The organism is Micromonospora sp. NPDC002717 (assembly GCF_040295705.1).
GTDB lineage: Bacteria > Actinomycetota > Actinomycetes > Mycobacteriales > Micromonosporaceae > Micromonospora.
In genome coordinates this window covers 348,305-360,983 of sequence record NZ_JBEOVW010000003.1, presented here as the reverse complement: position 1 = coordinate 360,983, position 12,679 = coordinate 348,305, and the positions used below count along the sequence as shown (strand labels likewise).

The 12,679-nt window shown below is 73.9% G+C and carries 12 protein-coding genes; 7 read left to right on the top strand and 5 right to left on the bottom strand.

The genetic code is table 11. The annotated features are described in order from the left end of the window. Positions 1-153 precede the first annotated feature (153 nt). The 5 genes from ABT006_RS08080 to glmM all read left to right on the top strand — a co-directional run bounded on the left by ABT006_RS08080 (position 154) and on the right by glmM (position 3,519). A complete protein-coding gene (locus ABT006_RS08080) occupies positions 154-411 on the top strand; it encodes a DUF6364 family protein (RefSeq protein WP_208417965.1) in 258 nt (85 codons plus the stop codon). Then, positions 401-694 (top strand): type II toxin-antitoxin system PemK/MazF family toxin, encoded by a 294-nt coding sequence (locus tag ABT006_RS08075; RefSeq protein WP_350680954.1) that lies wholly within the window; start codon positions 401-403, stop codon positions 692-694. The genes ABT006_RS08080 and ABT006_RS08075 overlap by 11 nt, the downstream gene beginning before the upstream one ends. 427 nt (positions 695-1,121) lie before the next feature. Further along, positions 1,122-1,565, top strand: coding sequence for a 50S ribosomal protein L13 (gene rplM / locus ABT006_RS08070; protein WP_350704107.1), 444 nt, complete (start codon positions 1,122-1,124; stop codon positions 1,563-1,565). Between the two features lie 20 nt (positions 1,566-1,585). Next, positions 1,586-2,053, top strand: a complete 468-nt coding sequence (gene rpsI, locus ABT006_RS08065; protein ID WP_350680952.1) for a 30S ribosomal protein S9 — start codon at positions 1,586-1,588, stop codon at positions 2,051-2,053. 110 nt (positions 2,054-2,163) lie between these two features. Next, the gene (glmM, locus tag ABT006_RS08060; protein WP_350704106.1) at positions 2,164-3,519 is read left to right on the top strand and encodes a phosphoglucosamine mutase; all 1,356 of its coding nucleotides are present in this window, start codon (positions 2,164-2,166) and stop codon (positions 3,517-3,519) included. A gap of 109 nt (positions 3,520-3,628) precedes the next feature. Here the strand turns inward: glmM and ABT006_RS08055 are convergent, their stop codons facing one another. Then, positions 3,629-4,378, bottom strand: a complete 750-nt coding sequence (locus ABT006_RS08055) for an ABC transporter ATP-binding protein (RefSeq protein ID WP_466022835.1) — start codon at positions 4,376-4,378, stop codon at positions 3,629-3,631. A 2-nt stretch (positions 4,379-4,380) separates the two neighbouring features. Further along, entirely contained in the window at positions 4,381-7,209 is a 2,829-nt protein-coding gene (locus tag ABT006_RS08050) for an FtsX-like permease family protein (protein ID WP_350704104.1), read from the bottom strand. Between the two features lie 98 nt (positions 7,210-7,307). Between ABT006_RS08050 and ABT006_RS08045 the strand changes: the two genes are divergently transcribed. Continuing rightward, positions 7,308-7,913 carry a PadR family transcriptional regulator gene (locus ABT006_RS08045; RefSeq protein WP_350704102.1) on the top strand — a complete coding sequence of 202 codons (606 nt, stop codon included), beginning with the start codon at positions 7,308-7,310 and terminating at the stop codon, positions 7,911-7,913. Positions 7,914-7,933: 20 nt separating this feature from the next. Here the strand turns inward: ABT006_RS08045 and ABT006_RS08040 are convergent, their stop codons facing one another. The 3 genes from ABT006_RS08040 to ABT006_RS08030 form a co-directional block, all read right to left on the bottom strand. After that, positions 7,934-9,130: a pyridoxal phosphate-dependent aminotransferase gene (locus tag ABT006_RS08040; RefSeq protein WP_350704100.1), complete on the bottom strand. Its 1,197-nt coding sequence runs from the start codon at positions 9,128-9,130 to the stop codon at positions 7,934-7,936. A gap of 31 nt (positions 9,131-9,161) precedes the next feature. Further along, on the bottom strand, positions 9,162-9,674 hold the full coding sequence (locus ABT006_RS08035) for an MmpS family transport accessory protein (RefSeq protein WP_350704098.1): 513 nt from the start codon (positions 9,672-9,674) through the stop codon (positions 9,162-9,164). A 259-nt stretch (positions 9,675-9,933) separates the two neighbouring features. Further along, the gene (locus ABT006_RS08030) at positions 9,934-10,389 is read right to left on the bottom strand and encodes an MmpS family transport accessory protein (RefSeq protein ID WP_350704096.1); all 456 of its coding nucleotides are present in this window, start codon (positions 10,387-10,389) and stop codon (positions 9,934-9,936) included. A 218-nt stretch (positions 10,390-10,607) separates the two neighbouring features. Here ABT006_RS08030 and glmS point away from each other — a divergent pair, with 218 nt between their 5' ends. Beyond that, positions 10,608-12,521 (top strand): glutamine--fructose-6-phosphate transaminase (isomerizing), encoded by a 1,914-nt coding sequence (gene glmS, locus ABT006_RS08025; protein ID WP_350704094.1) that lies wholly within the window; start codon positions 10,608-10,610, stop codon positions 12,519-12,521. Positions 12,522-12,679: the final 158 nt, after the last annotated feature.

Genomic DNA, 12,679 nt, shown 5'->3' with positions numbered 1-12,679 from the left:
GCCCCGGTGGACGGGGGCCGGGCTCGGCACGTTGATGCTGGCGCGGCGCACCGACCGGATGGTCGCCACGGGCCAGCCGGGGGCTTTGTCTGGTTTGCCGGCTGGCGGCGAGCGGGATGACTGCCGGTCGTACCGCTGGGTAGTCTGCACGGCATGACTGCCAAGGTGACCCTGTCGTTCTCCGACGAGACGATCGAGGAGGCCCGGCGGTTCGCCAAGCGCGAAGGGCTCTCCCTGTCGGCGTGGATGGACCAGGCGGCCCGGGAGAAGGCGCTGCGCGAGGTCTTCACCGCGCACGCCGCAGCCGTCGGCCGGGCCGGGCTCGACCTCGAGTCCGCCGCCCTCGCCGACGCCCGCGAGGTGGGCATGGTCGACGACGTGCTCTTCGGCGGGCGCCCGCGTGCTGCGTAGGGGCGAGGTCTGGCGCATCGACGGCGCCCGGGAACGGCTCGGGCTGGTGATCAGCTCCGACGTCTACAACTCCACCGACGTGCCGATCGTCATCGTGGCCGAGGTGGTCGAGGAGGCGCTGCTACGCGACTCGCCCCTGGCGGTGCCGATGGGCGCGTACGTGGTGATGCCCGACCGACTCTCCTCGCCGATGAAGAAGTGGTTCACCGAGTGCGTGGACGTCGCCGACACCGAGACCATGCTCCGGGTCGGCCGGGCGTTGCGCATCCTGCAACAGCTCTGACGCTCGGCGTGCCGGCGGTGCAGCTCGTCGGGCTGGCGGTGCTGGCGACGGCCGGGGCCCGGGTGACCTTCGGGAACTTCGTGGCGACGGCGGCCGGCGCGTCGCCTGGGCTCTTCGCCACCCGGGAGCAGCGCGGACGCGGCGTATGTCGCCTTCGTCGTGGCGTACGCCGTGTGTTTCGCGGCGACCTGGTTGGTCTACCTGCGGCCGGGCCCGCGCCGGTCGGCCGGGGTGTGACCCCGGCTATGCTCTGTGACGGGCCAGGCGGGGCGGTACCCCGTTTTGACCTGCCGACGGGGCGGCGGGTATCGTTGCCTGCTGTTGTACGACATCCAGAGGCGTGCCGCCTGAGGTACGCTTGGTCGTTCGTGCGCGCCCGGTAACCTCGGCGCGCGACCCCAGACCGACGACGAGACAAGGTATACCTGTGCGTACGTACAGCCCGAAGCCGGGTGAGATCGAGCGTCAGTGGCACGTCATCGACGCCTCTGATGTCGTGCTGGGCCGCCTGGCCACCCACGCCGCCACGCTGCTGCGCGGCAAGCACAAGCCGACTTTCGCGCCGCACGTCGACACGGGCGACTTCGTCGTCATCGTGAACGCGGGCAAGGTGGCGCTGACCGGCAACAAGCGGCAGCAGAAGGTCGCCTACCGCCACTCCGGTTACCCGGGTGGTCTGAAGCAGGTCGGCTACGACGAGCTGCTGACCAAGCGTCCCGAGCGGGCCATCGAGCTCGCCGTCAAGGGGATGCTCCCGCACAACAAGCTCGGCCGTAAGCTCATCAAGAAGCTGAAGGTCTACGCCGGTGCCGAGCACCCGCACGGCGCGCAGCAGCCGGTGCCGTTCGAGATCAAGCAGATCGCGCAGTGAGCGCGGGCGAAGGAATCAGCATGACCGACATCACCGCCACCGAGGTTGCCCCCGAGGAGGCCACCGAGGCGCCGGCGCCCGTCGCCCGCGCGCCTCGTGGTGACCGGCCGATCCAGACCGTGGGTCGCCGCAAGGAGGCCATCGTCCGGGTCCGCATCGTGCCGGGCACCGGCAAGATCACCTGCAACGGTCGGGACCTCGAGGCCTACTTCCCGAGCAAGGTGCACCAGCAGCTGATCAAGGACCCGCTGGTCACCGCCGAGAAGCCGGAGGCGTTCGACGTCATCGCCAACCTGCGCGGCGGCGGCACCACCGGTCAGGCCGGCGCGCTCCGGCTGGCCATCGCCCGGGCCCTGATCGTCAGCGAGCCGGACGACCGTCCGGCGCTGAAGAAGGCCGGCTTCCTCACCCGGGACGCCCGGGTCAAGGAAAGCAAGAAGTACGGCCTCAAGAAGGCCCGTAAGGCTCCCCAGTACTCGAAGCGCTGACCTTCAGCGGCACGTTGTACTTCTGACGAACGGCCGGGTCGCCTCCCCTCGACGGGAGGCGGCCCGGCCGTTCGCCTTTCTCTGGACCGTTTCATCGGAGGTTGGCGGGTATGGGTCGGTTGTTCGGCACGGATGGCGTACGCGGGCGGGCGAATGCGGATCTCACGCCCGAGTTGGCGCTCGCGGTGGCGGTCGCCGCCGCGCACACGCTTGCCGAGTCGGACAAGAGCCATCCCCCGCTCGCCGTGGTCGGCCGGGACACCCGGGCCAGCGGCGAGATGCTGGAGGCCGCCGTCGTGGCCGGGCTCACCAGCGCCGGCGCCAACGTGGTGCGGGTGGGCGTGCTGCCGACGCCGGCCGTGGCGTTCCTCACCGCCGAGGCCAAGGCAGACCTGGGCGTCATGCTCTCCGCCTCGCACAACCCGATGCCGGACAACGGGATCAAGCTCTTCGCCGCCGGCGGGCACAAGCTGCCCGACGAGATCGAGATGCAGATCGAGTCGGCCGTCGCGGCGAACGCCACCACCGCCTGGGAACGGCCGATCGGCGCCGGCGTCGGCCGGGTGCACGACCTGCTCGACGGCGCCGACCACTACGTGCAGCACCTGGTCGGCACCGTGCCGCACCGTCTCGACGGGATCAAGGTCGTGGTCGACTGCGCCAACGGCGCGGCCGCCGAGGTGGCGCCGGTGGCGTACCGGGAGGCCGGGGCCGAGGTCGTCGCGATCCACGCCGAGCCCGACGGCCTGAACATCAACGACGAGTGCGGCTCCAACCACATCGAGGCCCTGCGGGCCGCCGTGGTCGAGCACGGCGCGCACCTGGGCATCGCGCACGACGGCGACGCCGACCGGTGCGTCGCGGTGACCGCCGACGGCGACGAGGTCGACGGCGACCAGGTGATGGCGATCCTCGCCCTCGCCATGCGGGAGGCCGGCACGCTGACGCAGGACACGCTGGTCGCGACCGTGATGAGCAACCTGGGCCTGCGCCTGGCGATGTCCCGCGAGGGCATCCGGCTGGTCGAGACCAAGGTCGGCGACCGGTACGTGCTGGAGGAGCTGCGGGCGTCCGGGCTGGCGCTGGGCGGCGAGCAGAGCGGCCACATCGTGATGCCCGCGTACGCCACCACCGGCGACGGCGTGCTGACCGGGCTGCACCTGATGTCGCGGATGGCCGCGACCGGCAAGTCCCTGGCCGAGCTGGCCGGCGTGCTCACCCGGCTGCCGCAGGTGCTGGTCAACGTTCCCGTCGGCGACCGCACGGTCGGCGCGGCCGCGCCCGCCGTCCGGGCCGAGGTCGAGCGGGCCGAGGCGGAGCTGGGGGAGACCGGCCGGGTGCTGCTCCGCCCGTCCGGCACCGAGCCCCTGGTCCGCGTCATGGTCGAGGCCGCCACGGAGCACGTCGCCCGCGAGACGGCCGAGCGCATCGCCGGCGCGGTGCGCGTCGCCAGCCCGACCGCCTGACTTCTTCCTTCGGCCCGGGCCCGCCACCGGCGGGCCCGGGCCGTCGCCTTTCCCGGGCGGTCGGGAACCGGTCTGAGCCGTCCGCCAGGAGCGGCAGCCGGCGGCCGGTCTACAGGCGCAGGCCCGCGGCGCGCCGGAAGGTGGCCGCCGGGTCCTCGCCGTCGGTGAGGTCCACGTCCTCGACGATCCGCCCGTCGCCGAGGCGGATCAGCCGGTCGCACCGGGCGGCCACCGCCCGCTCGTGGGTGGCGAGCAGGATCGTCATGCCGTGCCGGTCCCGCAGGTCCAGCAGCAGGTCGAGGATCTGCCCGCCGGTGGCCGAGTCGAGGTTGCCGGTCGGCTCGTCGGCGAGCAGCAGCCCGGGGGAGCCCATCAGCGCCCGGGCGATCGCGACCCGCTGCTGCTGACCGCCGGAGAGCTGGGCCGGCAGGGCCCGTTCCCGCCCGGCCAGGCCCACCGCGTCGAGCAGCTCCCGGGCCCGGGCGGCGTGGTCGGCCCGCCCCCGGCGGGGCAGCATCGGCGCGATCACGTTGTCCAGCACGGTCAGCGCGGGCAGCAGGTGGTAGCGCTGGAAGACGAAGCCGACCCGCTGCCGGTACCGGGTCAGGGCCGACCGGCCGAGCCCGGTGATCTCCAGTTCGTCCACGGTGACGGTGCCGCCGTCGACCTGCTCGATCGCGCCGATCATGTGCAGCAGCGTGGACTTCCCGGAGCCGCTGGGCCCGGTCAGCGCCACCACCGTCCCGGCCGGGATCTCCAGGGACACGTCGTCGATCGCGGTCACCTGCTGCGGGCCGGCCCCGAACCGTCGGACCAGCCCGGCGACCCGGACCGTGCTGCCCACCGTCGTCGTCTCCATCGTCACTCCTCCGCGAGCAGTCGTGCGGTCGGCAGCCGGCGCAGCAGCGCGGCCGGGACCAGGGCGGCCATCGAGGTGACCAGGACACCGGCCACCGCCACCAGCGCGGCGACCGTGACCAACGCGCCGGGCAGGGCGCCGACCAGCCAGGCCGCCCCGGCCAGCCCGAGGCCGGCGCCGGTGACCGCGCCGAGCAGCCCGAGGGCCAGCCCCTCGTACCCGATCAGGCGGCCCAGCGCGGCGTCGCTCCAGCCGACCGCGCGCAGGGTGGCCAGTTCGGCGGCCCGGTCCCGGATGTTCAGGTAGAGCACGTCGGCGACCGCGGCGGCGCCGAGCAGCACCGTCGCGACGGCGGCCATGGTGTCCGCGCCGCGCACGCTCAGCGACACCGTGTCGCCGAGCAGGCTGCCGACGATGGCGCCGCGGAACGCGTACCCGGCGGCGGCGACCAGGGTCAGCGCGGCCACCCCGATGGCCAGGGCGCCGGCCCCGAGCAGGGTGCGGCCGGGCGTGCGGGCCAGGTTGGCCAGGGCCAGGCCGGCCAGGGTGCGCGGCCGGCGCACCCAGCGCGCCGTCGCCACCGCCGGGCGCAGCGCGGCGGCCGGGTGGGCACGCGCGGCCCGTAGGGCCGGCGTCAGGCCCGCGACCAGTGCCAGCAGCAGCGCCACCGGTACGGCCAGCGCCGCCCGCCGCCACCCCACGTCGATGCCGAGCGCGGCCCCGAGCGGGATCGCCAGCGCCAGCGAGAGCAGCCCGGCCGCCAGCCCGAGGGCGGCGACCTCGCCGAGGATCAGCGCGCCGATCCGCCGGGCCGGCCAGCCCAGGCAGGCGAGCACCGCCAGTTCGGACCGCCGGTCCCGGACGGCGGCGGCGACCGCGTTGCCGAGGAAGAGCGCGCAGACCACCAGCACCAGCACGAAGAGCGCGACGCTCTTGCGGTCCACCGCCTTCGTGATCACCGAGGCGACCCCGAGTGCCGACCAGTTCTCGGTCAGCCGCAGCGCCGGCCGGCCGAACGAACCGGCGGGCAGCTCCACGGCCTGCGGGGTGGGGGACGAGCCGAGCGTGATGTCGACGTCGAGCCCGGTGACCTGGGCGATCCGCTCGGCGACCAGCCGGACCTGTTCGGCGGCGCGTTCGTTGTAGCCGCCCACGTCGGCGACCCGGACCCGGATCGCGCTGATCGGGGCCTTCGCCTGTGGACTGCCGCCGCCCGCCAGCAGCGCCGGCACGCTGTCCAGGTTGGTCAGCAGCAGCGGCGGGGCGGAGAAGTGGCCGGCGTGGTTGCCGCCCGGCTCCAGCGGACGACCGCCCAGGGCGTCCCGGCTGCGGGCGTCCGCGCCCTGCGCCGACGGCGGCTCGTACGTCTCCAGTGGCACCCGCCCGAGGTCGCTGAAGCCGGTCAGCTTCTCCGGGTCGAAGACCCCCACGGCCCGCCAGCCCCGGTACAGTTCGCCCGGCGCGCCCTTCTTCAGCGGGAGCTTGCGCAGCGACCGCGCCCCCGTGTCCTCGGCGAGCCAGGGGCGCGGGAAGGGGTTGAAGGTGAACTGATCGCCGTACACCTCCGGATCGGCCGCCGGGAGCGCACCGACCCGCAGCGTGCCGTCGGGCAGCCGGTCGTACCGCGTCGGCCCCGCCTGGACCATCGCCTGGAGCTGGCCGAAACAGCAGCCGGCCGGGGAGAGGCCCGCGGCGAGCCGGGTGCGCCAGCCGGCGGCCACGTCGTGCCGGGCTTCGCCGGCGGGCAGCTCGGGGCCGCGCCGCAGGGCGCGCTCCAGCGCGTCGAGTTCGACGCCGGCCGGTCGGGCCGCGGGCAGCCGCGTGAAGCTGGCGCGCAGCTCCTCGTCGACGAAGGGGGTGCTGGTCGCGAGCACCGGCACGTTGAGCATCTCCGCCGAGCCGGTCCGCTTGACGGTCGTGGTGTCGTCCGGGCCCAGCGCCCGCCCGTCGACCACTGCCCCGCCCAGGCCGACGAGACGGTCCTCGGCGGCCGGGTCCACGGCGGCGAGCAGGAGCGGCACCGTCAGGCTGACCGCGATCCGCAGCCGGTCCGAGGTGGACGAGGGGCCCGTACCGCCGTCGGGGAAGACGCCCCGGCCGGCCTCGAACCGGCCGTCGGGGAGCAGCCGCACGGCCACCAGCGACCACTCCTCGCGTTCCGAGTACGCGCCGGGGCTGCCCAGGGCGTACCGGGGGTCGCAGACGGGCCGGGTGCGGCCGTCGGGCAGCACCTCGCGCGGCGAGGGGCCGCACACGTCGGCCCACGGATAGCTGCGTCCGTCGGTGTACGGCGTGGAGTCGCTGGAGTGGGACACGTCCGTGCGGGGGTAGATCAACGGGTGGGTGGTGACGTACACGTAGCGGGACCGGCCCGGCGCGCCGGAGAGGCCGCGTTCGGCGACGAAGCGGGGATCGACGCGGATGACCTGCCGGTCGAGCGACCGGTCCACCGCCCCGGTCAGGTCCAGCGGGGTCGGCACGGGGGCGGTGGAGTAGCCGAGCATGGCGATGGGGGCGGCGACGTCCACCCCGGTGACCGCCTTCACCTGCTCGTACTGCGCCATCGTGATGCCGCCGAAGAGGCCGGAGAGGTAGTTGGGCTGGACCAGCCGGCGTTCGGCCTCCAGCGGGGTGCGCGCGCCCTTCGGGCGGACCAGGATGTCGTAGGCGGCCTCGGTGTTCCGTTCGACGGCGCCGGTGACGTCGAGTCGTGAGGTGGTGGTGGCGCCGGTCAGGACGACGAAACCGGTGGTCGCCACCAGCACGCCGACCAGCAGCGCCACCGACCGTCCCGCACGGCCGCGAAGCTGCTTCCAGACGATGTTGAGCATGTCGCGCCTCCCCGTGTGCTGAACACACTGTGCGCGATACATTGTGACAATGCAAGGCCCATCGGGGTGGGCCAGTCCGGATCGGATCGGAGAAGACGGTGGCGATACAGCACGCGGTCCTGGCCCTGCTCGCCGGCGGCCCCAGCTACGGCTACGAGCTGAAGGGCGCCTTCGAGGAGGCGGTCGGCCCGCAGTGGGGCCCGCTCAACATCGGGCACCTCTACCAGATCCTCGACCGGCTCTCCCGGGACGGCCTGGTGGTGGCCGAACGGCATCCGCAGCCGGTCAAGCCCGACCGGGTGGTCTACGAGATCACCCCGGACGGCCACGCCGAGCTGGACCGCTGGCTCGCCGAGCCCAGCCCGCGCAGCGGCGGGTTCCGGGACGACTTCTTCCTCAAGGTGACCGCCGCGGCCCGGTCCGGCGACCCGGCCACCGTGCGGACGGTGCTCGGCAACCAACGCGGTCACCTGATGCGGGAGCTGCGCAACCTCGACGGGCTGCGCCGCCGGGCCGACGACCCGGTGGTCGGCCTGCTGCTCTCGGCGGCGAGTCGGCACGTCGAGGCCGACCTGGCCTTCGTCGACGACGCCGAGGGGGTGCTGCTCGCCGACGGCGGCGCGGTGGTCGCCAGGCTTCGGGCGTCCCGCTCGGCGGGGACGCCGGCGGAGCGGGGGAGCGGCCCGACCCGCGCCGCCGGCTGACGGTCAGGCGCAGGCGTCGGTCACCGCGTGCCGGTGAGCCGGCGCAGCCGGGTGACGGCCTCGGTCAGGACCTCCGGGCGCTTGCAGAAGGCGAAGCGGACCAGCCGGCGACCGGCCTCGGCGTCGTCGTAGAAGACCTGGGTCGGGACGGCGACCACCCCGCACCGCTCGGGCAGGGACCGGCAGAACTCCACGCCGTCGCGCCCGCCCAGCGCGGTGACGTCGGCGGTGACGAAGTACGTCCCCTCCGGTGCCAGCACCTCGAACCCGGCGTCGGTCAGCCCGCCGACGAGCTGGTCCCGGCGGGCCTGCATGTCGTCCCGGAAGCCGGTGAAGTAGTCGTCCGGCAGGGCCAGCGCCACCGCGACCGCCGGCTGCAACGGCGCGGCGTTGACGAAGGTGAGGAACTGCTTCACCCGCAGCACCGCCGAGACCAGCGCCGCCGGCCCGCTCACCCAGCCGACCTTCCAGCCCGTGCAGGAGAACGTCTTGCCGGCCGAGGAGATGCGCAGCGTCCGCTCGCGCATGCCGGGCAGGGTCGCCAGCGGCACGTGACCGGCGGCGGCGTCGGTGAAGACGAGGTGCTCGTACACCTCGTCGGTCACCGCGTACGCGCCGTGCTCCCGGCACAGCTCGGCGACCAGGGCCAGCTCGTCGGGGGTGAACACCTTGCCGGTCGGGTTGTGCGGCGAGTTCAGCAGCACCAGCCGGGTGCGCGGGCCGAACGCGGCGCGCAGGGCCGCCGGGTCGAAGGCGTACCGGCCGTCGGCGGCGGGACGCAGCGTGACCGGGCGCCGGACCGCGCCGGCCAGCGCGATCGAGGCGGCGTACGAGTCGTAGTACGGCTCGAAGCAGACCACCTCGTCGCCCGGCTCGCAGAGCCCGAGGACCGCCGCCGCGACCGCCTCGGTGGCGCCCGCCGTCACCACGATCTCGCCGTCCGGGTCGTACTCCAGCCCCCAGAACCGGCGCTGGTGCGCGGCCACCGCCGCGCGCAACGCCGGGACGCCCGGCCCCGGCGGGTACTGGTTCTGCCCGGTGCGCAGCGCCTCGGCCGCGGCGGCGAGCATCTCCGCCGGCCCGTCGGTGTCCGGGAAGCCCTGGCCGAGGTTGACCGCGCCGGTGCGCACGGCCAGGGCGGACATCTCGGCGAAGACGGTCGTCCCGAACGCGCGCATCCGCGCCACCAGCGGGTCGACATCGGCGGTGGTCGTCACGCCCGCCAGCCTACGGACTCCCGGCCCGGGTTCAACCCGTCGTCCCCTTGTTGCAGGTGACCTGCCACCGGCCGCCGTCCGCGGCTACGGCCCGGCCGTCGACGGTGATGCGGCAGCCGATCGTGCTGTTCCGGTCGGGGCCGGTGGCCAGCACCATCACCCGCTCGGCGTCGTGTGCGCGCAACCGCATCCGCCAGGGCAGGGTGACTCCTTCGGTCTGGACGAAGTCACCGTTGGCGTCGTAGTACTCCACGTCGGCTGGCCCGCGGCCGGTCACCTCGTAGACGACGGTGACCGTGCCCGGCCCGTCGGAGGGCGTCCGTGCCGGTGCGACAGTCCGTGCCGGCACGGCCGGCGGAGTCGTCGGGGCCGGCTCCGCCGTCGGCCACCCGCCGCCTGCCGGTTGCTGGTACGGGCGGGGCAGGTGGGCGAGCGGACGGTCCGGGTCGCCCCCGTCGGCGGTGCTGACAAGGCGGTCGGCGAGGCCGAGACAGGCGCAGATGCCGAAGACGACGACCGCGCCGGCGGCGACGCGGAGGTCCACCGTAGGAGGGCGTTTGCCCGACGCGCGCGGGCCGGAGGCGGCCGCATCGGGTGCGGGCGGGCCTGCCGGCGGGGTCGGCTCGGGCGACGGCGTGGCGTGGGACATGGCTGTGCTCCGGGAAGGAGGGCGGGGCGGCCGCGAAGGGGTCCAGGGCGGTCGCCGGTCGATCACGCTGCGGACCGGCGGCTCACTCTAGACGGGCAGGCGTCGATCCGATGCTGGTTGCCGGTCGGTCCGCACGGCGCGGACGGGTACGGCCTCACGGGGCGCAGGTCAGTCGCCACGCGCCGGCGGTAATGGTGTCCTCGGCCGGTGGGCGCCCGGTCACCGAGGCCCGGCAACTGAACTGTCCTCGGTAGTCCAGCACCTGCGACGCGATCAGCATCACCCGCGCCTGACCGTCCGCCGTGAACGAGTGGCGCCACGGGAGTCCCTGACGCTCCAACTGCTGGAGAGTGCCGGCGGCGTCGAAGTACTCGATGTCCGCCGGACCGGTTCCGAACACCTCGTACACGACGGTCACCGGGCCGCTCGGCGTCGGCGAGGGCTCGGCCGAGGTGGCGGCCGGCTGCGGGACGGCCTCCTGCTCCGCTCCGCTGGAGAGCGTGCAACCCGTCGTCGTGAGCAGGCCGCAGGCGAGCAGCGCGGCGACCCGCATCCGCCGGCGTCGTCGGGGGTCGGCGGGTCGGGCAGCGGCGGAACGGGGCGTGGACATGCGGCTGCCTCTCCTCCGGGAAACGGGCGCGCGGCCGTGAGGGTGCCGTACGCGGCCGACGCGGGCAAGCCACTTCCCGTGCCGGTTTCGCCCCCGGCGTACGGGGGCGGCTGTTTGTCCTCCCGGGTCCCGCCCGTTACCCGATCGCTCAAATTCAGTGATCGTTTACCCGGCTTTCGCGCACACGCGATGAGCGGAACTGGGTTAGGCTGCGGGACATGTGTGGAATCGTGGGTTACGCCGGCGCGCGCCCGGCGCTCGGAATCGTGCTCGACGGACTGCGGCGGCTGGAGTACCGCGGCTACGACTCGGCCGGCGTCGCCATCGTCTGCGACGGCGAGCTGCTGACCGAGAAGAAGGCCGGCAAGCTGGCCAACCTGGAGAAGGTGCTCTCCGAGCGGGCCGCCGAGGACCCGACGTCCTGCGCGGCCAGCCCCATCGGCATCGGGGACGGCACCACCGGCATCGGGCACACCCGGTGGGCCACCCACGGCGGCCCGACCGACCGCAACGCCCACCCGCACCTCGCCCCCGACGGCCGCGTCGCCGTGATCCACAACGGCATCATCGAGAACTTCGCGAAGCTCCGCGCCGAGCTGGAGGCCGACGGCGTCCAGTTCAGCAGCGACACCGACACCGAGTGCGCGGCCCACCTGCTCTCCGCCGCACTGGCCGACCTGCGCGCCGCCGGCCACCCCGAGGGCCCGCAGCTGCTCGCCGCCGGCATGCGGGTGGTCTGCCAGCGCCTGGAGGGCGCGTTCACCCTGCTCGCCGTCGACGCCGCGGTGCCCGGCGCCGTCGTCGGCGCCCGCCGCAACTCGCCGCTGGTCGTCGGCCGGGGCGACGGGGAGAACTACCTCGCCAGCGACGTGGCCGCGTTCATCGAGCACACCCGGGACGCGGTGGAGCTGGGCCAGGACCAGATCGTCCTCATCACCGGCGACACCATCGAGATCACCGACTTCTCGGGCCAGCCCGCCAGCGGCAAGGACTTCCACATCGACTGGGACTCCTCGGCCGCAGAGAAGGGCGGCTACGACTGGTTCATGCTCAAGGAGATCGAGGAGCAGCCCCAGGCCATCGCCGACACCCTGCTCGGCCGGCTCACCGACACCGGCGAGATCATGCTCGACGAGGTCCGCCTCAGCGACCAGGACCTGCGCGACGTCGACAAGATCTTCATCGTCGCCTGTGGCACCGCCTACCACTCCGGCCTGGTCGCCAAGTACGCCATCGAGCACTGGACCCGGATCCCCTGCGAGGTGGAGCTGGCCAGCGAGTTCCGCTACCGCGACCCGGTTCTCGACCGGTCCACGCTGATCGTCGTGATCTCGCAGTCCGGCGAGACGATGGACACGCTGATGGCGCTGCGGCACGCCAAGGAGCAGAAGGCCCGCGTCCTGGCCATCTGCAACACCAACGGCTCCACCATTCCCCGCGAGTCCGACGCCGTCCTCTACACTCACGGCGGCCCCGAGATCGCCGTCGCCTCGACCAAGGCGTTCCTGACCCAGCTCGTCGCGTGTTACCTGATCGGCCTGCACCTGGCCCAGGTGCGGGGGATCAAGTTCGCCGACGAGGTGGCCGCCGTCGTCGAGCAGCTCCACCGGATGCCGGGCAAGCTGCGCGAGCTGCTGGACCGCATCGAGCCGGTCCGTGAGCTGGCCCGCGACCTCAAGACCGAGCCGACCGTGCTGTTCATCGGCCGGCACGTCGGCTACCCGGTGGCCCTGGAAGGCGCGCTCAAGCTCAAGGAGCTGGCGTACATGCACGCCGAGGGCTTCGCCGCCGGCGAGCTGAAGCACGGCCCGATCGCCCTGATCGACAAGGGCACCCCGGTGATCTGCATCGTGCCGTCGCCCGTCGGCCGGGGCATGCTGCACGACAAGGTGGTCTCCAACATCCAGGAGGTGCGGGCGCGCGGCGCCCGGACCATCGTGATCGCGGAGGAGGGCGACGAGGCGGTCGTCCGCTACGCCGACCACCTGATCTACGTGCCGCGTACGCCGACGCTGCTCGCGCCGCTGGTCACCACCGTGCCGTTGCAGGTCCTCGCCGCCGAGATCGCCGCCGCCAGGGGACACGACGTGGACCAGCCCCGCAACCTGGCCAAGTCGGTGACGGTCGAGTGACGCCGGCCGGCGGCGGGGCGCCCGCCGCCGGCCGATCCCGGGACCCCTGGGGACCCGCTGCCCGTCCGGGGCCGTTCGTCGCCGAGGTCTCAGGTGGCGTCGCCACGTTCAACGCCTGGGTGGGCGGCGGGCGGGTCGTCCGCGAGGGCGAACAGGTC

Excerpts from the sequence above, each read along its gene's own strand:
- ABT006_RS08055 (WP_466022835.1), bottom strand. The coding sequence starts at position 4,378 with ATGGAGACGACGACGGTGGGCAGCACGGTCCGGGTCGCCGGGCTGGTC.
- glmM (WP_350704106.1), top strand. The coding sequence starts at position 2,164 with ATGGGTCGGTTGTTCGGCACGGATGGCGTACGCGGGCGGGCGAATGCG.
- glmS (WP_350704094.1), top strand. The coding sequence starts at position 10,608 with ATGTGTGGAATCGTGGGTTACGCCGGCGCGCGCCCGGCGCTCGGAATC.
- rpsI (WP_350680952.1), top strand. The coding sequence starts at position 1,586 with ATGACCGACATCACCGCCACCGAGGTTGCCCCCGAGGAGGCCACCGAG.
- ABT006_RS08030 (WP_350704096.1), bottom strand. The coding sequence starts at position 10,389 with ATGTCCACGCCCCGTTCCGCCGCTGCCCGACCCGCCGACCCCCGACGA.
- ABT006_RS08050 (WP_350704104.1), bottom strand. The coding sequence starts at position 7,209 with ATGCTCAACATCGTCTGGAAGCAGCTTCGCGGCCGTGCGGGACGGTCG.
- ABT006_RS08080 (WP_208417965.1), top strand. The coding sequence starts at position 154 with ATGACTGCCAAGGTGACCCTGTCGTTCTCCGACGAGACGATCGAGGAG.